Raw genomic sequence first — 20,083 nt, 5'->3', positions numbered from 1 at the left:
GAAATGAGATGATTGTGTGCCTTTTATAAATCGTTTTACAACAACAGTACCTGGTGCCGTCACGTTCACTGGGAATACGTTGGGACTTAGTCCTACATCACCTGCACCAGGTAATATTTTTGGTACACTTGCTGTGTTTACGACAGTAAATACAGCGCTGCAAGTACCAGGATTCCCAGCAGGAACAACGAATGAATGGCAATTGAATTCTTCAAGTGCCATTTTAAACCTTCCAGCGGGAAGCAGTGTGTTATATGCAGAATTAGTTTGGGCTGGTACTTTCCGGACTGATACGGAAGATGTTTTACCATTTTTAAATGATAACATTATATTTACAACGCCAGCAGGGACCTTTTCTGTTACGCCAGATCCTGCTACCGCACAGCAAGGCTCAGTAGGAAATCAATTTTATTATGCTCGCTCTGCTAATGTAACGAATCTTGTTAGTGCAGGTGGGGCAGGAACTTATACAACGGGTGCAGTGCCAGCTGCAAGAACTTCATCTGACCCAACTATCAGTCGTTCGGCTGGTTGGACACTTGAGGTTGTTTATCAAAATGCAAGTTTGCCACTTCGAAATTTGTCAGTTTATGCAGGTCAAGAAATTATCGATGCTTCATCACCACCAGTTGATGCTACTATTTCAGGATTTGCTACTCCAGCGACAGGAGCTGTAACAGGACGAGTGCTCGTAACTGCTCAAGAAGGTGATTCTAACATTGTTGGAGATCAACTTCGCTTTGGACCGAATGCAAATGCTACAGTTGCATTATCCGGCCCGAGAAACCCTGCTAATAATTTCTTTCAGTCACAAATTTGTAACGACATTGGAGAGTTAGATACAACTGGAACGTTTGGAGATTTGAATCAGCCATTAGGGATAGCTTTAGCGGTCCGAAGACAAGGGTGGGATATTACAAATGTAAATGCCTCTGCATCATTAGTAAATAATCAAACGTCAGCAACGGTTCGATTCGTTACAAATGGAGATGGATATGCGGCAGCTGGTTTTGGAGTTCAAATTGATGCAACGGGGCCAATTATTAATCCTGTTAAATCGGTCAATAGAACAGTTGCAGGAGTTGGAGATATTCTTACCTACACAATTACAGTTCCTAATACAGGTACGGGAAGTGCAGAAAATGTCATATTACAAGACAGTATTCCGAACGGAACGACGTTTGTTACAGGTAGTGTAACAGTAGGTGGAGTAACACAGCCGAATGCGAACCCTGCTAATGGAATTAATTTAGGTACAATTCCAAATAACACGCAAAGAGTTGTTACATTTCAAGTGCGAATAACATCGTTCCCAAACCCAAATCCTATTTCAAATCGTGCAATGGTGTCATATCAATTCCGTCCTTTTGTCGGTAGTCCACCTATTACTAGTATGTCTTCTTCAAATACAGTACAAACGACAGTGAATCAAGCAACTATAAGTATGCAAAAATCTGTAGATTTACAGACAGCAACACTTAATGATGTATTAACATACACGGTTAATGTGACGAATAATGGAAATATCACTGCCAATAATGTTGTTTTTGTCGATAGTATCCCTGGTGGAACAACATTTGTTCCAAATAGTGTTACGGTGAATGGAGTAGCACGTCCAGGAGCGAATCCAGCAAGTAGTATTAATCTAGGAAGTATTAATGCTTCGCAAACGACTGTGGTGCGTTTTCAAGTTCGAGTAACATCTAATCCACTTGTCAATCCAATTCCGAACCGTGCGAGTGCAACATTTAACTTTACTCCAGTACCTGGTCAACAACCAGTTTCAGGGCAAGCGACAAGTAATACTGTAGTTACTACTATTAATATAGCTGATATAAGAACGAGAAAAATAGTGGATAAAGCTTTTGCAACGGTTAACGATATTCTTACGTACACTATTACAATTGAGAATATAGGAAATGTACTTGCGACAAATGTTATTTTTCAAGATCCAATCCCAATTGGAACGACTTTTATAGCAAATAGTGTAACTGTAGATGGGGTTTCACAGCCTGGAGCAAATCCTTCGACTGGGTTTACGGTAGCAAATATTTCTCCAGGCGGAAGTAGGACGGTTACATTTCAAGTCCGGGTGACATCTACGCCATCAGGAGGTACGATTGCGAATCGCGGAAATGTATCTGCTAATTTCGTTGTTATTCCGAATCAGCCACCGATAACGATTAATAGACAAACGAATACCGTTGTGACACAAGTGAATACAGGTGGTTTAAATGTAATAAAAGAAGTGAATACAACGCAAGCAGCGGTAGGGGACACTTTAACGTACACGATTGCCGTCCAAAATACAGGAAACGTTCCGTTAACAAATGTATTTTTTCAAGACCCTATTCCTTCTGCTGTTTCATTTGTTGCAAATTCTATAACAATTAATGGAGTACCACAAAGTGGATTGAATCCAAATACAGGATTCTCTATTCCGAATATTCCTGCGGCTCAAACAGTTGTAGTCACATTTGACGTATTAATTGTACAGGATCCAGAAAACGAAGATATTTTAAATCAAGCCAATGTAACAGCGAGTTTTCAAGTGAATCCGAGTGAACCACCAGTAACAATCAATGTTCCGAGTAATGTTGTGAATACAACAGTACAATCAGGGAACTTTGAAGTTGTGAAATCAGTGAATACGAATGTCGCAACGGTAGGGGATGTTTTAGTATATACAATCGAAATTATAAATGCAGGTAGTGTATCAGCTACAAATGTATTTTTTCAAGATTCAATTCCACAAGGGACATTATTTATTGAAAATAGTGTAGTTGTTAATGGTGTTTTACAAGAAGGGGCAGATCCAGAACTTGGATTCCAAATAAATAATTTGCCTACTGGGGCGAGTGCAATTGTTACGTTTGAAGTATTAATTGATGAAATTCCCCAAGGAAATAATGTCGTAAATAATGCGAATGTAACTGGAGATTTCCTTGTAAATCCAACAGAGCCACCGATTACTATAACAGTACCAAGTAATACTGTTATGACAGTGGTGAATTCTTCAGGGGTAAATGTAATGAAGAGTGTAAGCGCTACTGAAGCAGGAGTAGGAGATACGTTAACGTATACAGTTCGTATACAAAATAGTGGAACGGTAGCAGCGACAAATGTGTCATTCCTTGATCCAATTCCATCTGGAACAACGTTTGTAGCGAATAGTGTAACAATAAACGGGATATCTCAACCCGGTTTAAACCCAACAACTGGATTTCCACTTGCTAATATTCCAGTAGGAGGGATGGTAACAGTTACTTTTCAAGTGACGATCACGAGTGTACCACCAAATAGAGTTCTTCCGAATAATGCGAATGTAACTGCGGATTTCCAAGTAAGTCCTCTCCAGCCGCCAATTACAATTGTAACGATTAGTAATATTGTTGTGACGCGAGTGAATGTGGGATCACTTAATGTAATGAAGAGTGTAAATACAACACAAGCAGGAGTAGGAGATACGTTAACGTATACGATTCTTATTCAAAATACAGGAACTGTTCCTGCAACGAATATTATTTTTCAAGATCCAATTCCGTCGGGTACTGCGTTTGTAGCAAATAGTGTGACGATAAATGGATTTGTTCAACAAGGCGCGAATCCTATGGCTGGTTTCCCAGTACCAAATATTCCGGTCGGACAAACGGCTACGATTACGTTCCAAGTTACAGTGACAAGTGTTCCGAGCGGTGGAAATATAAGAAACCAATCGAACGTTACTGCAAGTTTTCTTATAAATCCTGCAAACCCTCCAATAACGACTGTTACGAATAGTAACTTTGTAGTGACGCAAGTAAATACAGCTCGATTAAATATACAAAAATCTTCATCTGTACAACAAGCTGCACTTGGAGAAACTTACACGTATTCCGTAGTCATTAGAAATAATGGAACGGTAACAGCGACGAATGTTTCCTTCATTGATCCAATTGCTCCAGAAACAACATTTGTAGCAAATAGTGTAACGATAAATGGAACGCCTCAACCTGGATTTGATCCAAATATAGGTTTTACGCTTCCTAATATCGCTGCTGGAACAGCATTGACTGTAACATTCCAAGTAACAGTAGTTGCACCATCCACGCGCGGAGCCGTACTAAACACGGCATCTGCTACAGCCACTTTTTTATTAAATCCTTTACAGCCCCCTGTAACAACGACAAATTCAAGTAATACGACAGTAGTTACGATACCGTTACCGCCTCCTGGTGAAGTAACAGCAACAAAAACAGTAAATGTTGCCGCTGGTGCTGTTGGAGATGTATTAACTTATACAGTGTTAATAACAAATGTAGGAATTATCCCTGTTACAGATGTGCTCTTCCAAGATGTCATTCCAGAAGGGACGACGTTTGTTGACAATAGTGTAACGATAGGTGGAATGCAGCAACTCGGTTTAAATCCAGAAATAGGCTTTACAGTTAGTCCATTATTAAATGCTGGAACGAGTATTTCTGTGACGTTCCAAGTGACGATTACGGAAATTCCAGATAATGAAGTTATATTAAATGATGCTGACGTTACATTTACTTCACAACCGAATCCGCAGGAACCACCAATTACGGAAACGATATTAACGAATTTAGTCGTTACGACAATTAATATAGCTTCGATTTTCCCATTAAAACTAGTAGATAAAGAAGTAGCGACTGTAGGAGAAATATTAACGTATGATGTATTAATCTTTAATTTCGGTACAGTGCCAGCGACGAATGTTGAATTTATAGATACAACTTCCGCCGGTGTAGCATTTGTACCGGGAAGTGTGAGCATAAACGGTGTGCCGGCACCAGGATTAGATCCTTTCATTGGTTTTACAGTTCCAGATATCCCTGTAGATGATTTTGTACTTGTCACATATCAGGAAGTGGTTACGAGCATACCTGAGGGTGGAACGATTGTTAACTTTGTAGACGTTACAGCTACATTTGCTGTAAGTGAAACAGAGCCGCCAATTACAGAAACAACGACAAGTAATACGACATTAACAGAAATTAATGAACCTGGTTTAAATGTTTTAAAATCAGTAAGTCAGCCGGTTGTTGCAGTAGGCGATACAATCACATATACAACAGTAGTTCAAAATACAGGTACAGTAGTAGCGACAAATGTTCAATATAGTGATGTATTACCGTCCTCGATCACATTTGTACCAGATAGTGTAACGATAGATGGTGTGCTACAACCTGGATTCAATCCTAATAATGGATTCTCGCTTCCAGATATAAATCCAGGGGGAAGTGTAGAAGTCACATTCCAAGTAATCGTTGTTAGTGTTCCGTCAAACGGAACAATTGCCAATACGGCAAATGTAACAGGAAGCTTTGTATTAGTACCAGGAGAACCACCAGTTATAGTGAATCAGCCAAGTAACACAACACTTACAACAGTAAATAGAGGACGATTTACAGTTATTAAACAAGTAAATAGGGCTGCTACTCTTGTTGGAGATGTATTAACGTATACGGTTCAAATAACGAATACAGGAACAGTTACAGCTAGCAATGTTCAATTTATTGATACGATTTCAGCAGGAGCGTCATTTGTACCAAGTAGTGTAACGATAAATGGAATCCTACAACCAAATTTAAATCCGATCACTGGCTTTGGAGTTGGAGATATACTCGTTGGTGAAACGGTTATCGTGACGTTTCAGGCGACAGTTACAAACATTCCGTCATCAGGAACAATTACGAACGTTGCAAATATAACAGGAAGCTTTACTTTAGTACCAGGAGAGCCACCGGTTGTAGTAACAGAACCGAGTAATACGACGATAACTAGGGTAAATAGAGGACGGTTCAGTGTTATAAAATCTGTAAATAAAGAAGCGACACGTTTAGGAGATACGTTAACGTATAGTGTGCAAGTTACAAATACAGGAACGGTAGCTGCGACAAATGTTCAGTTTATTGATATTCCATCGCCTGATTTAGAATTTGTTCCAGGAAGTGTACAAATAAATGGGATTCCGCAAGTAGGTTTAGATCCTTTTGTAGGTTTTTCATTACCGGATCTTGCAGTAGGGGATAGTATATTAATTACATTTGAAGTAAATGTAATCGCAGTTCCACCTTCTAATAGTATTATGAATACAGCGAGAGTAACGGGTGATTTCGAATTGATTCCAGGAGAACCTCCGTTTACAATTACGAATTCAAGTAATACGACAGTCACACCAGTAAATAGAGGTAGTTTAGATATGCTGAAAGAAGTAGATCATCCAATTGTTGGAGTAGGAGAAACAGTAACGTATACAGTTCGTATATTAAATACCGGTACTGCTGATGCGATGAATGTTCAATTTATAGATGTGTTATCTCAGGAAGCTGATTTCGTCCCAAATAGTGTAACGATAAATGGAGTTTCACAGCCAGGGTTAAATCCACAGGCTGGATTTACGATACCAGACATTCCAGTCGGTGAGACGGCACTCGTAACATATGAAGCTACAATTACAAGTTTTCCAGATGGTGGTACAGTAGTAAACGTTGCTGGAGCGTTAGCTGAGTATATTTTAGTACCAGGAGAGCCGCCAGTTACAGTAATGGACACGAGTAATACTGTGATTGTAACGGTAAATACTGCAATTTTATTTGTTGCAAAAGGAGCAAACTTTGAAGTAGCGATGGTAGGAGATGTTGTCACTTACGGAATTGCTGTTATTAATGATAGTACAGTTCCAGTGACGAATATTGTTTTAACAGATATCATTGATCCGAATACGTTATTTATAAATGGCACAGTAACAGTAAACGATGTACCTTTTCCATTTGCTAATCCGAATACTGGTATTCCGTTAGGTAATTTTCAGCCAAATGATGCAGCAATTATTAATTTCCAAGTTGTAATAACAGGGGGGCAAATCAATAATTTAGTTACAAATACTGCTACAGCGAATGGATTTGCAACTGTGAATCCAAATGAACCGCCTGTAGTAGTTGAGGGCGATAGTAATACAGTTGTTATCCCGTTTATTCCTCAAAATGTCTCAACGACAGTCGTAAAAACGGCGGATCATCAAACAGCAACAATTGGAGATGTTATTACATTTACGACAGTTATTACAAATACAGGGGATACAGCGATACAAAATATTCGTTTTCAAGATATGTTAGATAGTAGTGTTCGATTTATTCCTGGAAGCGTAAGAGTAGATCTTGTTCCATCGCCAAATGTGAGCCCAGTGCAAGGATTTTTGATAGGAAGTTTAAATCCAGGTGAAGCACGCACAGTCTCGTTCCAAGTAGCAGTGGAGAGTGCACCAAGTGGTTCAGGAAATTATATAAATCAAGCGAGTATTCGCTTCGAACATCAAGTAGGTACAGTATTGCCGCCTGTTACACAAATAATAGAAAGTAATATTGTGGTCATACCGTTCGTTCCAACGATTGAACAAATTTGTGAAACGAACTTTAATTGTTTAGATAAAATTCCATTTCAATGTTCTCCGTGTAATCAGTTGCACGGACATAAGAAATAAAAACAAAAAGAGCATCCTAAAAGAATAGGATGCTCTTTTTATGTGTATTGATCATATAGATTCATTTTCGGACGAGGTAAAAAACTCGTTGATTTTGTTGGAAAGTAGAAATGGAATGGCCCCTTTTATAACAGAAATATCCCAATCCCACCATGCGAGATTCTCTAGTTTTTCAATCGTTTCTTGCGGGAAACGATATCGAACAAATTTTGCAGGATTACCAGCTACAATTGCATATGGTGGTACATCTTTTGTAACAACACTCTTTGCACCAATAATGGCCCCGTTACCAATTGTAACACCAGATAAAATGCAGGATTGATAACCAATCCATACATCATTGCCGACTACGATATCACCTTTTGAAGAAGGGTGACCAGTAATATGTGCTCCTTCATCAAAAAGTGCGTTAAATGGATAAGTCGTTATCCAGTCCGCGCGATGTTCACCACCAAGTATGAAAACGACTTCTTCTCCTAATGAGCAAAACTTACCTATTTTTAATTTTGTTTCATCATTCCAAGAAAAAATAGTTGGCCCTACTTTACTATAAGTATAATCACCAATATCATATTTATTATATTCAGGTTTTTGATTTAAATATAACATAACGAATTTAGCATCCTCTCTAAAGCAAGTAATGGATATGGAACATTATATGCAATATGGAATAAGTCGAACTGTGTTGTATGAATTGGTAATGCACAAAATTAGTACGCGCAAGGAATAAAAAAGGAGTGGAATAAATGATATACGAAATGGGGTTATATAATAAACCTTTTCAGTCAATTCAATCAGGAAAAAAAGTATATGAAATACGCCTATACGATACAAAACGTCAACCCATAAAACGAGGCGATCATATTGTATTTACGAACCTTACGACGACAGCGACTCTTACTGTAAAAGTAACGGAAATAAAACGATACGAAAGCTTTAAATCAATGTACGAACAAATTGATAAAAAATTATTGGATTGTGAAAATGATAGTTTAGAGGAAATGCTAGAAAGTACATACAAAATATATACGAAAGAACAAGAAAAAAAGTGGGGAACAGTTGCGATTGGTATTGAGGTAATAAAATGATAAGAAATCGCGGCGCGGCTATCATTGTGCAGGAAGGGAAAATTGCTCTTATAAAACGTATTCGAGAAGATAAAGTGTACTATGTTTTTCCGGGCGGAGGAATTGAGGAAGATGAAACAGTTGAAGAGGCAACGAAGCGAGAGGTTTATGAAGAATTAGGAGTACATATAGAAGTGGGGCATCTTATTGCAAAGGTGGAGTATAAGGGTACGGAGTATTATTTTAATGCCCATATTATAGGTGGGATTTTCGGAAGTGGTAAAGCTGAAGAATTCAAACTGAAAGATAGAGGGATTTATATTCCTTTATGGCTGCCGATACACGAGTTGGAAAAAGTGAATATAAAACCGTATGACGTGATCGAAAGTATATTCAATCATTATAAAAAGTAAGGTCTGACAACATACAAAAAAACCATTGACATAGCCTTCTGATTTAAGTATTGTATTCGAGTATGTTTATAATCAGGAGGTTTATATGAGCAATCAAACAACTACACATCATGTGAAAATGACAACAGCGGATCCATCTGGAATTGGCCTATTTGGATTAGCGATGGTAACACTTGTAGCATCATCTCAAAAGCTAGGCTTAACAGATGGCGTTTCTCTTGTATTACCATGGGCAATCTTTTTAGGAGGATTTGCACAAATCTTTGCCTGCATTCACGATGCAAAGCATAACAATACATTCGGTACAACAGCATTCGGTGCATACGGCCTATTTTGGTTAGGTGTTGGAATGACTTGGTTAATTCAACTTGGAGTATTTGGCGAGAAATTAGCACAAGCTGCAGATTCAAAACAGCTTGGGATAGCCTTTATCGGATATTTGATTTTCACAATCTTTATGACAATTGGTGCAATGGAAACACATAAAGTATTATTTATGATTTTCGTCCTTATTGATTTCTTATTTATAGGTCTTTCATTAAGTACTTTAGGTGTTATGCCGCATGCAATGCATAATTTAGCAGCATATTCAGAACTTCTTATTTCATTATTATCTTTCTATGGTTCAGCAGCAGCAGTGTTAAATACACACTTCGGAAAAGTTGTTTTACCAGTTGGAAAGCCGTTTGGTATTTTTAAAAAGTAAAAAAAAGCACAGATGATTGTATAGTCATCTGTGCTTTTTTTTGTATGAAGTAAACGGAAATAATAAAAAATATAATTGAAATTGATTCTCATTATTAATATAATGAGAATGAGAATCATTTATTGTAAGAGGGGGATGCCGAAGTGGCGAAAATTTTAATAGCTTATGCAAGTATGTCAGGAAATACAGAGAGTATTGCTGATTTAATTAAAGTTAGTTTAGATGCTTTTGATCATGAAGTAGTATTACAAGAAATGGAAGGCATGGATGCAGAAGAATTATTAGTCTATGATGGAATTATTTTAGGATCTTATACGTGGGGCGATGGTGAGCTACCATTTGAAGCGGAAGATTTCCATGATGACTTAGATAATATAGATTTATCAGGGAAAAAAGTAGCGGTATTCGGATCAGGAGATACGGCGTATGAACTGTTTTGTGAAGCGGTAACGATATTTGAAGAGAAACTTGTAGAACGCGGTGCAGAGCTTGTACAAGAAGGGTTGAAAATTGAATTAGCTCCAGAAGATGAAGAGGATGTTGAAAAATGCAGTAATTTTGCAATTGCATTTGCTGAGAAGTTCTAAGAATGGGAGTGTCAACGTGGAGAAGATGTTAAGTGCTACCGCTATTACAAAATTAAGAGATGGAAAACTTATGTTAGCTACTACATATAATGGCTTGTTTATTGAACAAGACGGAGAATGGAAACAAATTTTAAATGGTTTTCAAAAACGAATTAGGGATTTACATAGCGAAGATAATGTAGTGTATGGTGTAGGGGACGAAGGGATTTTTATTCGTAGTATGAATGGTGGAGAGAACTGGACGGTGCAGCGTTTTCCAACAAAAGCAACGAGTTGGAATGTGTGTAGTAATGTACAAGGAACTGTCATTGCTCATGGAGATAAAACGTTGTATCATTCGAATGATTTTGGTTCGACATGGGAAACCATTCATCCATTTCTTGAGTATGGTGGCGGGGCACCATCTATTCGATCGTTATTTTTATATAAACATTACTTATTTATCGGTACGAAAATACATGCTAAATATGGTGGTGTTTGGCTCTTTAATTTGGAGACACGTAAATTAAAGAGGATTAAGATTGTGATGAATCAGATGATCTCAGCGTTGACTTTACACAATTCTTACATAGTAGCAGCCAGTGGATCGTGCAAGGGGATTAGCGGGAATATTTCTTTTTGTAAAATAGATGAAAGTATTGAGAGTGAAAAAACATATTGGCACACATGTCAAAGTGAGCAGAAAGCAAGTAGCTATTTAGCCTTAAGTGTAGATCAACATGTGCTATATACAACATCAACGCAAAATAAGGCAGGGATTAGTACGGTTTGTCGTGTGCTTCTAGAAGAAGGAATTGTTACAGTATGTGACTCAGTTAAAGGGCATGGCTGGCGCATTGTTAACCAAAAAGAGGGCTATGTTGTAGCTGGATCAGGTGAATCAAAAGCGATGCAGCGGAAGAAAAAAGTTATATAGAAAAAAACTTTGCTTTTATTATAGTGATATGATATATTATATCTAAACCATTTTACTTTTAATAATATAGAGATTTAAATGAGCTGTAACTTCCGAGGAGGATAGCAATGTTAAATCTCCTCTGGGGTTGCAGTTTTTTAATGTCTGAAGTATTATTGTAAAGTGGTTGAAAATGAATATGTACATATAGGTACATTGTAGGAGGATTTTTTAAATGCAAAACGGTAAAGTAAAATGGTTTAACTCAGAAAAAGGTTTCGGTTTCATCGAAGTTGAAGGCGGAGAAGACGTATTCGTTCATTTCTCAGCTATCCAAGGCGACGGCTTCAAAACTTTAGAAGAAGGTCAAGAAGTTACTTTCGAAGTAGAACAAGGTAACCGTGGACCTCAAGCTACAAACGTTAACAAGAAGTAATTATGGAAAAAAGAAGGGCTTGCCCTTCTTTTTTTTTGCATTTTTTATTGAATAGCCTCCCATGTACATAGCATAATGAGATTGAATTTTCGTTTTTTAGACGAAGTATTTCATGTATAAAGTGCATGAATGAATAAATAAATACTGAAAATAGAGTATGTGTGTGAAAAGGAATGTAGAAAGAGGTAAAAAAATTGGAAAACGCTACACATTTTATTGTGTTTGATATAGAGAGAAATTTTAGGCCGTATAAATCAGACGATCCGTCAGAGATAGTTGATATCGGGGCTGTAAAAATAGAAGCAAGTACAATGAAGGTAATTGGAGAATTTTCAGAGTTAGTAAAACCGAGTGCACGCCTTACTCGGCATACGACAAAATTAACGGGAATTACAAAGGAAGATTTAATTGGTGTGGAGAAATTCCCGCAAATTATAGAGAAATTTATTCAGTTTATCGGAGAAGACTCTCTATTTGTTTCATGGGGAAGAGAAGATTATCGTTTTCTATCTCATGATTGTACGTTACACGGTGTAGAATGCCCATGTATGGAAAAAGAGAGGAAATTTGATTTACAGAAATTTGTTTTCCAAGCGTATGAAGAACTATTTGAGCATACACCAAGTTTACAATTTGCAGTAGAACAGCTCGGTTTAACGTGGGAAGGGAAGCAACACCGAGCTTTAGCAGATGCTGAGAATACAGCAAAGATACTTCTTAAAGTATATAGCGAGAGAGATATTCATAAACGGTACAAAAGACACGGTGAACTTGAACTTGTAGAGAACGGAAAACTAACAGAAAAAGCGAAAAAAAAGATGCGAAAATGGGTATTTAAAGAAATGAGAAAAAATACAGAGCGTCCTTTCGTTTGGAGTGCATTTGAAAGTAGTGACACGTGGGGAAATATAACGGAAAGATACTATATAAGTGAATCTACAATAGAACTATTGAAAAAGCATTTTCCTACGGCGGTTAGAAAGGCGGAAAGGCAGATTAGGCATTTGGCTGAGATGGAGGAGAATGTAGAGGTTAAATGACATTCTCCTCTACTTCTATCTACATAAATTTTACGTCATTGTGTTGAGGGATAAATAAAGTATTCATATTAAATAGGAATGGATTTGTAGTGATTGGGCCGTTATAATTGCTTTGAAAATTAAGATGTGGTAAAAAATTTAAAAATATATTAATAAGAGCCCATAGTAATGAAAGAGGGTAGAGTTAAACGGAAGCGATCTTTAACATTTTAACTGTCTTAGTTTTTGGGCTAATATTTACTACACTATTAGCACTAATTACACTTCCTTTTATAGCAAAGAAGAAGAACTGGAAAAAGCTTAATATATCTTTAAAACGTGGTGTATTAAAGATTAAAATCGAAGAGTAAAATATGAGTTTTATACAAGGGAGGTGTGCTAGTGATAGACTTGGATATTAAAGATGTCGCCGTACAGATGGAATTAAATGGAGTCTTTTGGAATGAGGATGAAATTGCTGAAATGACAGTGACTACAAAAGAAGGGCATTCTCTTCTCCTTCATCTAGTAGTTGACTTAGAAAGTAAAACTATTAGGGCGACGAGTGCCGAAATAGTGAATGGATTCTGTCCTCTGTGCAAACAGAAAAGGGACGAATGTAGTGAACTGAATGACTTACAAAACAAAATGGATATTTTAGAAGAAGCTTACGATTGGGTAAGAGAGCATCCAGAATATCGTTTTCAATTATCTTTTTACGAGTACAATAAATTTGAGGTAGTAAAGTGAAATTTTCATTTTAACAACATACATAGTGACTACTCTAATGGAAATACCCTTGTACAACAAGGAAGGAATCTACTTAATCCTGCAACAAATGTCATCTTAAATCAAAAATAAACATATTTTGTTATCTAAAAAAACGATTCTTGGTAGAATCGTTTTTTTTAGATAACTGTCAACTATGTCCCAAATAAAAGAGCGCTTGTTAACAGCGCTCGGTAAAAGTAGTTATATGGAAGGGTTTATTCAATCCCGTTCGGATCATAAGAATACTGCTGCTTATTCTCAATCCGCTCAATCACATCTTGCAACTCGTCCGGCTTCAGAAACTCAATTGGAGAGAAGCCTTTCTCAAACGTAAGTGTATCAGCCTCAATCATTAATACGTATCGGTCATTTACCTTTGCGATATGTATTTGATCCCCGAAATCAGCAAGCAGGGCCTTTACAGAGATATGGTCTGCTTTTAGCTTTAGTTCCACTTCAGGGGCGTGCTCGACGATTTGAGCGGTAGCTTCCATTACTTCTTCGGTTGAAAATTGTTCCATAATTTCGCGTTTCGGACTAGCAGCCCATACTTCCATTGCTTGGTCGAATTGTTCGCGTTCTTCCGTACCTTCTTCAAATACATCTTCAATTTGGTCATATACCATGTCCATTACTTGTGTTTTCATAATTTCAGGCATAGAGCGTTCGTACTCGACGAATTTTAAGAAGTCTTCAAAGTAGCGGGCGTGTGATGCTTGGTGAATTTTTAATTCGCCCACTTCCACCATACCTTCTTCAGGCATGTACGGATATTGGATAGATTTCATGTTTTTTGTTGTGATGGCCATTTCAACGTTACGAATGAGTGTAGATTCATCTGAAATTGAAGCAACTTTCGGTTCAAAGTCACATTTCATAACGAAAACGAATGGATCATCAAAGTATTTGCGTAGTTTTGCTTGCGCAATTAAAAATACACCACCGCGTACAGCACTTGTGTCAAGATATGTATAAACGAGAGGTTCGCTCATATCTTTGAAGTTTTCCTTAGTTTCTGCAAAGCGAATGCGATTAAATAGGTTGTAATGAGGGTTTGAATCAAGTTCGTGTCCTTCTTCTACAATGAAGCGACCAATCTTTGTCGGAGCTTGTTCTGTTTTCGCATGACGTTCTACTTTTCGCTTTGAAATTTTTAATAATTCACCATTCAAAAATTCTTTTAAGGAGCTATCTTCATATTCTTCAGCATCTAATGTTTGAAAATGTTTGTAGCGTTTATCAACAGCTTCGCCTTTTCCTTCTACTTGTACAACATAAAAGGAAAGATAATTTATTTCAAAATCCATATTTATCACCTTGTTTCATTTCATTAACTCTTATCAGTATAGAGATGGAAAAAACTTTCGTCAATTTATATAAAGGAAGGGGGAGCCCCTTCCTTATATATTTTTTATTTTCGAAATTAAAATCCGTCTTCTAATGCTGAAAATGGAATGTTTAGTCTGTTTTCTATTGTACGTAAACGCTGGTTTAAGCGATTTAATCTACGTGTATGACGCTCAACCGTGTTTTCTAATTGACGTACTCTTTGTTCAAGTTCATTTACTCGTCTTTCTAATTGACGGTTTCCAGCACCAGGAAAAGAGATTGGAAGTTGGAATTGTCGGTTTTGATCATATGGATTAACTTGTTCTGCTGGATCTATATATTGTTGGTATTGTGCTTGTAAATCATATTGAGGCTGATAACCATTTTGGTTATATGGATCGTATGGATTGTAGGGGTACATAAAAACATCCTCCATTTCTTTAAAATAGGTTAATTCACCATAATGTATGTGCAAAAGCGGAGTGTGGCACGGCAAATACCTATTTATGTTTACAGGATGTTTCTTTATAAATAAGAATATGGAGGTTTTACATTTGTACTCTGTTTGTTTTATGGTATATACTGGATAATAGGGAGAGGTTACATAAAGGTTACAATTCTATCAAACTCAAACTTTTAAATAAATATGTATAGACATTTGGAAAAGAAAAGGGTAATTTATATAGAGTAAAAAATAACTTGTAACAATTTATAAATATATTGTAAAATGATTGTAACAAAACATACATAAAAATGAAATAATACATAAAAGTAATGTTTGGAAAAAGGGGAGAGTATATTGTTCCGTAAAGTAAAGGGTATATTAGTTGGGGTGTTATGTGTAGCTGTAGTGAGTGGTTGTGGCACAAAAGTAAGTGATGTTGCATTAGTAAGTGACATTGGTGGTCACACAGTAGAGGCTAAAGCAGAAGTACAGGATTCTATTAGTTTAGTTGATGGTCGAACTGGTACGGAAGTGAAAAAGTTAGATTTATCGAGTCTAGGCTATTTTGAAGATGAAGCGAAATTTAAAAAATCGGTAGAGAAGGTTGCTAAGGAAGTTGGTAAAAACGTTGACAAAAAGATGGTTCCTTCACGTTTAGCACCTGACGGAAGTTGGCAAGAAGGAAAGCCTTCTTTTGAATTAATGGAAAAAGAGTTAGTAAATAAATTATTAAACGTTGGTATGTGGGATTCTTCATATCAATTACCTATTGTTGAGAAAAAGCCTATCGCAACATTAAGTGATGCGCAAGGAAGTGGTACGGTAATTGGTAGATATGAAACGAATTTAGGTGGCTCAGCAGGTGGCCGTATTGAGAATATTCGTTTGTCAGCAGCGAGCATAAATGGAGTTGTGTTAGCAAAAGGAGACAGTTTCTCTTTCAATGCATTAATTGGTGATACAACGCCAGATAAAGGATATCAACTAGGAAAAGAAATTGTAGATGGTAAATTAGTAGATGGATACGGCGGTGGTGTTTGTCAAACATCATCAACATTATACAATGCAGCAGATCAAGCGGGTTTGAAAATGGTAGAAAGAACGACACATTCTAAAACGGTTGGTTACGTTCCACAAGGAAGAGATGCTACAATTGCATATCCATACTTAGACTTAGTGTTTGAAAACACGAATGATGCACCTGTGAAGCTTTATATGGGCATTCAGGGCGGAAAGTTAGTTGCTGAAGTACATAAAATGAAATAAGAATTATAAAGTCACCTTTTCTGAAAGTTAGAAGAGGTGACTTTTTTATTATGAAAATAAAAATGTGTATAAATTCTGACTTTTCTTATTTACATAGGATGATTTTAGTTGTATCCTTCAAAGTAACGGTAATATGTAATGGGAAAATATTGGGATAAGGAGATGGAGTTATTCATGGTACAAATTCATCCGAAAACACGTATTGGTCATGTTGAATTTAAAGTGCAAGATTTAGAGCGCCAAATTGCTTTTTATGAGAATGTAGTAGGCTTAGAAGTAATTAAACAAGAGGCGAATAAAGCATATTTATCAGGAAAAGGTGGAAAGAACACGTTACTTGTTCTTGAAAAGTTAGAGGACGGGGTACTGCAAGAGCCGCGTACGACTGGTATATATCATGTAGCCTTTTTAGTTCCGACTCGTGAAGCTTTTGCTTCGGCATTATTTGGGGTGATTCGTAATAAGAATGTAATTGATAGCCCAGCTGAACAAGAAGGGCGTTATACATATTCTAATGAAATTTTACCAATTTCAAGGTTTAATAGTGCAAGTGATCATACGTATAGCGAAGCGTTTTATTTACAAGATTTAGAGGGAAATGGTATTGAAATTTACGCAGACCGTCCGCGTGATCAATGGGGAGAAGGACCAGGAGGAAGTACGCCGCTAGATTTAAAAGAATTGGCAACACTCGTTGATTATGAGGCTGATGGATTACCTGCTAATACTGTTGTTGGGCACGTACATTTACGAATAGCTGATGTAGAGAAGTCACATGAGTTTTATGTAGAGACAGTAGGGTTTGAAGTGCAACAACGCGAAGATGACTGCTTATTCATTTCTGCAGGAGGATATCATCACCATATAGGTGCGAATACGTGGAACGGCGTAAATAATCCACACCCACCTGCACATGCAACTGGACTTAAAGTGTATACAATTGTATTACCGCATAAAGAAGCGTTAGATGAAGTGAAAGAAAGATTAATAGAAAAACAACATAAAGTAAACGAAAGTACAAACGGATTTACAGTAGTAGATCCTAGTGGTATTACAGTGCAGTTTGAAATAGAAACAGTATAAAAGAAGTCGGAAGGTGTATAATCACTTTCCGGCTTCTTTTTGATACGTAATCCAAGTAGCACAAGGATTGAAAGGAAAGGATTTTAATATTTCCATTGCATATATACTCGTTGAATCGAATTCACCTTGAATGAAAGAATAACCGTGTTTACTTGCATACATAGCTTGTTTGAAAACGAGAAGTTTCAGTAAGGGTAAATTTTCTGTAGTGTGGGTCCCGCCCCATCCTAGTTCTACTGTATTAGCCTTTTCTGATGTATGGAGGAAAGAGTAACCAATAATTTCATTCTCTTCATCTATCATTACAAAGCTCCCATCTAGTAATGCGTCATCAGCTAAGATCTGTTCTTTCCAAGTTTCGAGCGAGAATGAGGCAACCGGATTTGCTAAGTGAGTATCCTCATAATTCGTTTTTACTAAGTGAGCTAGTTTTTCAAAGAAGCTATTATTGGACAAGATATTTGATAAGCTTTGTACATCATAATCCGAATGAAGCATTGTATCGATAGGGATGATTTTTCGTACGTCTAATATTGGCATATAAGTTCTTCGGATTTCCGTAAAATTATGTTCTTCATAATAGGCTTTTAAATGAGCCGATGTTTCCCATATAGAGGTTTGTAATGGTAATTTGAAGTTTTCTCGTTTTAGAATCTCATTTAATAAAAATTGTTCTATGTGTAGCTCTGAATAGAAAGGGTTCGTATATATTCGAAAGTATGTGCAGTATGGATGGAAGCTACTGTTCCAGGTAAAAAAGATGCCTACTACATCTTTTTTATAGCAGGCAACATACGCACATTTTGTTTTACTATCTCGTAATAAGTTAAATAGATAAGAGTCTTCATTATATAAATCAATAAATTGTTTTACTTTTAGCTCGTTACTTCTACTATATTTCTCTATAATAAGATTACTTTCATTGGATGACTTCTTCATAGCTCAATCCAAAACCTTCTTACTACATTTCCATCTTCTTCAGTAAAATCATCATCACGAAGCCCACCGTTATGTAAAATTGTTTTTTCAGAAGCAGTATTCACTTCGTCGCAAACGACAAGTACTTTCTCGATGTTTAATTCCTTCGTTTTTTCTAGCGATAATTCTAATAACTTCGTAGCATAACCTTTTCTTCTTTCAGAAGGGCGAATGCCATAACCAATATGACCTCCAGCGTTAAACAAATGTTCGGTTAAACTATGACGTATATTAACAGCCCCTACAATTTTATTTTCATCTGTGACGAGCCAATATGTAGAGTCTGGTACCCAAGATTCAGGAAGATTTATGCCGTTATGCGCATCGTGAAGTTCTTGAATCATTGCCGTGAAATTAGATGGATCTTTTGAGATAACCCATGGAATCATCGTTTCACCGCTATCTTTCCATTCTTTATAAAAATCTAAGTATTCTTCTTGTAAATCGGTAGTAGGTGTTAGCAAAGAGACGTTCATTGTTGGTAATCCCCTTTATTTATGTAGTATTTTTTAAAAAATATGATACAAAATGAAAGCGTTTTCTAAACTTTCTCAACCTCATTTTATGCAATCCATATCTCGTTTTTAAATGGAAAGTACAGTTTATGATTTTTCGTATAAAAAGTAGGTTGAATTCAATTTATGTTAATATTAAAAATATTAACATAAATCACCTCGGATATTAAGTGTATTTTAATGAAATGCTTTTATATCGATAAATAGATGTGTGTGATAATTTTTGTTTTATCTATCTATAATGAACGAAAGGGGGAGGGACTCGTGAGTGTAGATGTTGATCTAATTATACGAATCGGTGTTGCGGGTTTGTTAGGAGCAATAATTGGTATTGAAAGGGAAATTCGATCAAAAGAGGCGGGATTAAAAACACATTTCCTAGTAGCGGTAGGAAGTGCTTTAATAATGGTCGTTTCAAAATATGCCTTTTCAGATATTATGAATGAGGAACATATGGCTCTTGATCCGAGCCGTATTGCAGCGCAAGTTGTAAGTGGTGTAGGGTTTTTAGGTGCAGGTACAATTATTATACAAAAGCAGGCGGTGAAAGGATTAACGACAGCAGCTGGTTTATGGGCTACAGCCGGAATTGGATTAGCAATTGGTGCTGGCATGTATGTAGTAGGGATTGGAGCGACGATTCTCGTTTTAATTGGTTTAGAGATTGTGAGTCGTATTTTTAAGGTGCAATTTTTATTTCCGCAAAATATAACAGTGCAGATGTGTATAAATAAACATGAAGCGGTAAAACAAATAGTAGAAACGCTACAAGTGAAAGGTATTCCAATACTTTCATATGAAGTAGAAGCTTTACAGCAAGGTACAGAAATAGTTTATAAGGTAGGGATGCAGCTGAAAAATATATCGTCAGAAGAAAAGAATGAATTTATTCAGCATATGCAAACATTACCGGAAGTTACGTTTATAAAGTTAAAATCATAGCGTTGAAAACGAAGATAGATGTAGCAGGAATTTCGCTATTATCTATCTTTTTTTGATATAAAATTCACATAAAGTCAAGTGTTAATTTTGCTAGGCATGGATACATGTGTGAACGTTCCCTTATTTTTTCTCGATATAGAAT

At 36.7% G+C, this 20,083-nt stretch carries 17 protein-coding genes; 12 read left to right on the top strand and 5 right to left on the bottom strand.

The genetic code is table 11. The features are described 5' to 3' along the window. The first annotated feature begins 16 nt into the window (after positions 1 to 16). Positions 17 to 7,489 carry a DUF7507 domain-containing protein gene (locus PDL00_RS16355; RefSeq protein WP_270730172.1) on the top strand — a complete coding sequence of 2,491 codons (7,473 nt, stop codon included), beginning with the start codon at positions 17 to 19 and terminating at the stop codon, positions 7,487 to 7,489. A 51-nt stretch (positions 7,490 to 7,540) separates the two neighbouring features. Here PDL00_RS16355 and PDL00_RS16350 read toward each other — a convergent pair whose 3' ends face one another. Then, on the bottom strand, positions 7,541 to 8,098 hold the full coding sequence (locus PDL00_RS16350) for a CatB-related O-acetyltransferase (protein ID WP_242255841.1): 558 nt from the start codon (positions 8,096 to 8,098) through the stop codon (positions 7,541 to 7,543). A 137-nt stretch (positions 8,099 to 8,235) separates the two neighbouring features. Here PDL00_RS16350 and PDL00_RS16345 point away from each other — a divergent pair, with 137 nt between their 5' ends. The 8 genes from PDL00_RS16345 (at position 8,236) to PDL00_RS16310 (ending at position 13,362) form a co-directional block, all read left to right on the top strand. Further along, positions 8,236 to 8,577: an ASCH domain-containing protein gene (locus PDL00_RS16345; protein WP_270730169.1), complete on the top strand. Its 342-nt coding sequence runs from the start codon at positions 8,236 to 8,238 to the stop codon at positions 8,575 to 8,577. Next, entirely contained in the window at positions 8,574 to 8,969 is a 396-nt protein-coding gene (locus PDL00_RS16340; protein WP_242255837.1) for an NUDIX hydrolase, read from the top strand. The genes PDL00_RS16345 and PDL00_RS16340 overlap by 4 nt, the downstream gene beginning before the upstream one ends. Before the next feature lie 85 nt (positions 8,970 to 9,054). Beyond that, positions 9,055 to 9,675 carry an acetate uptake transporter gene (locus PDL00_RS16335; RefSeq protein WP_016086882.1) on the top strand — a complete coding sequence of 207 codons (621 nt, stop codon included), beginning with the start codon at positions 9,055 to 9,057 and terminating at the stop codon, positions 9,673 to 9,675. Between the two features lie 143 nt (positions 9,676 to 9,818). Continuing rightward, positions 9,819 to 10,262, top strand: coding sequence for a flavodoxin (locus PDL00_RS16330; protein ID WP_001062768.1), 444 nt, complete (start codon positions 9,819 to 9,821; stop codon positions 10,260 to 10,262). 16 nt (positions 10,263 to 10,278) lie between these two features. Further along, the gene (locus tag PDL00_RS16325) at positions 10,279 to 11,178 is read left to right on the top strand and encodes a WD40/YVTN/BNR-like repeat-containing protein (protein ID WP_270730163.1); all 900 of its coding nucleotides are present in this window, start codon (positions 10,279 to 10,281) and stop codon (positions 11,176 to 11,178) included. Between the two features lie 214 nt (positions 11,179 to 11,392). Further along, positions 11,393 to 11,593, top strand: a complete 201-nt coding sequence (gene cspB, locus PDL00_RS16320; protein ID WP_001179148.1) for a cold shock-like protein CspB — start codon at positions 11,393 to 11,395, stop codon at positions 11,591 to 11,593. Positions 11,594 to 11,787: 194 nt separating this feature from the next. Then, entirely contained in the window at positions 11,788 to 12,633 is an 846-nt protein-coding gene (locus PDL00_RS16315) for an exonuclease (RefSeq protein ID WP_270730160.1), read from the top strand. Positions 12,634 to 13,014: 381 nt separating this feature from the next. Continuing rightward, positions 13,015 to 13,362, top strand: coding sequence for a hypothetical protein (locus PDL00_RS16310; protein ID WP_242255831.1), 348 nt, complete (start codon positions 13,015 to 13,017; stop codon positions 13,360 to 13,362). 236 nt (positions 13,363 to 13,598) lie between these two features. On the opposite strand, the gene PDL00_RS16305 is transcribed toward PDL00_RS16310, so the two are convergent. Both PDL00_RS16305 and PDL00_RS16300 read right to left on the bottom strand, forming a co-directional pair. Continuing rightward, complete coding sequence (locus PDL00_RS16305; protein ID WP_000345047.1) at positions 13,599 to 14,690, bottom strand: DUF3900 domain-containing protein; 1,092 nt, start codon at positions 14,688 to 14,690, stop codon at positions 13,599 to 13,601. Positions 14,691 to 14,806: 116 nt separating this feature from the next. Beyond that, complete coding sequence (locus PDL00_RS16300; RefSeq protein ID WP_002022967.1) at positions 14,807 to 15,148, bottom strand: hypothetical protein; 342 nt, start codon at positions 15,146 to 15,148, stop codon at positions 14,807 to 14,809. 363 nt (positions 15,149 to 15,511) lie between these two features. Between PDL00_RS16300 and PDL00_RS16295 the strand changes: the two genes are divergently transcribed. Beyond that, positions 15,512 to 16,423 carry a VanW family protein gene (locus tag PDL00_RS16295; RefSeq protein WP_242255829.1) on the top strand — a complete coding sequence of 304 codons (912 nt, stop codon included), beginning with the start codon at positions 15,512 to 15,514 and terminating at the stop codon, positions 16,421 to 16,423. 174 nt (positions 16,424 to 16,597) lie between these two features. Continuing rightward, a complete protein-coding gene (locus PDL00_RS16290; RefSeq protein WP_242255827.1) occupies positions 16,598 to 17,506 on the top strand; it encodes a VOC family protein in 909 nt (302 codons plus the stop codon). Positions 17,507 to 17,527: 21 nt separating this feature from the next. On the opposite strand, the gene PDL00_RS16285 is transcribed toward PDL00_RS16290, so the two are convergent. Both PDL00_RS16285 and PDL00_RS16280 read right to left on the bottom strand, forming a co-directional pair. Beyond that, positions 17,528 to 18,445, bottom strand: a complete 918-nt coding sequence (locus PDL00_RS16285; RefSeq protein WP_270730157.1) for a GNAT family acetyltransferase — start codon at positions 18,443 to 18,445, stop codon at positions 17,528 to 17,530. Next, a complete protein-coding gene (locus tag PDL00_RS16280; protein WP_097819538.1) occupies positions 18,442 to 18,960 on the bottom strand; it encodes a GNAT family N-acetyltransferase in 519 nt (172 codons plus the stop codon). The genes PDL00_RS16285 and PDL00_RS16280 overlap by 4 nt, the downstream gene beginning before the upstream one ends. A gap of 303 nt (positions 18,961 to 19,263) precedes the next feature. Here PDL00_RS16280 and PDL00_RS16275 point away from each other — a divergent pair, with 303 nt between their 5' ends. Beyond that, positions 19,264 to 19,941: an MgtC/SapB family protein gene (locus PDL00_RS16275; RefSeq protein WP_242255821.1), complete on the top strand. Its 678-nt coding sequence runs from the start codon at positions 19,264 to 19,266 to the stop codon at positions 19,939 to 19,941. Positions 19,942 to 20,083: the final 142 nt, after the last annotated feature.

The sequence above is a fragment of the Bacillus cereus group sp. TH152-1LC genome, from assembly GCF_027710505.1.
In the GTDB taxonomy this organism is placed as follows: domain Bacteria; phylum Bacillota; class Bacilli; order Bacillales; family Bacillaceae_G; genus Bacillus_A; species Bacillus_A mobilis.
The sequence above is the reverse complement of the archived record's forward strand: the minus strand, read 5'-3'. Positions and strand labels throughout refer to the sequence as shown.

What these genes read in the sequence shown, in the direction of transcription:
- PDL00_RS16350 (WP_242255841.1), bottom strand. Translation starts at nt 8,098, where the DNA reads ATGTTATATTTAAATCAAAAACCTGAATATAATAAATATGATATTGGT.
- PDL00_RS16345 (WP_270730169.1), top strand. Translation starts at nt 8,236, where the DNA reads ATGATATACGAAATGGGGTTATATAATAAACCTTTTCAGTCAATTCAA.
- PDL00_RS16340 (WP_242255837.1), top strand. Translation starts at nt 8,574, where the DNA reads ATGATAAGAAATCGCGGCGCGGCTATCATTGTGCAGGAAGGGAAAATT.
- PDL00_RS16335 (WP_016086882.1), top strand. Translation starts at nt 9,055, where the DNA reads ATGAGCAATCAAACAACTACACATCATGTGAAAATGACAACAGCGGAT.
- cspB (WP_001179148.1), top strand. Translation starts at nt 11,393, where the DNA reads ATGCAAAACGGTAAAGTAAAATGGTTTAACTCAGAAAAAGGTTTCGGT.
- PDL00_RS16305 (WP_000345047.1), bottom strand. Translation starts at nt 14,690, where the DNA reads ATGGATTTTGAAATAAATTATCTTTCCTTTTATGTTGTACAAGTAGAA.
- PDL00_RS16300 (WP_002022967.1), bottom strand. Translation starts at nt 15,148, where the DNA reads ATGGAGGATGTTTTTATGTACCCCTACAATCCATACGATCCATATAAC.
- PDL00_RS16290 (WP_242255827.1), top strand. Translation starts at nt 16,598, where the DNA reads ATGGTACAAATTCATCCGAAAACACGTATTGGTCATGTTGAATTTAAA.
- PDL00_RS16285 (WP_270730157.1), bottom strand. Translation starts at nt 18,445, where the DNA reads ATGAAGAAGTCATCCAATGAAAGTAATCTTATTATAGAGAAATATAGT.
- PDL00_RS16280 (WP_097819538.1), bottom strand. Translation starts at nt 18,960, where the DNA reads ATGAACGTCTCTTTGCTAACACCTACTACCGATTTACAAGAAGAATAC.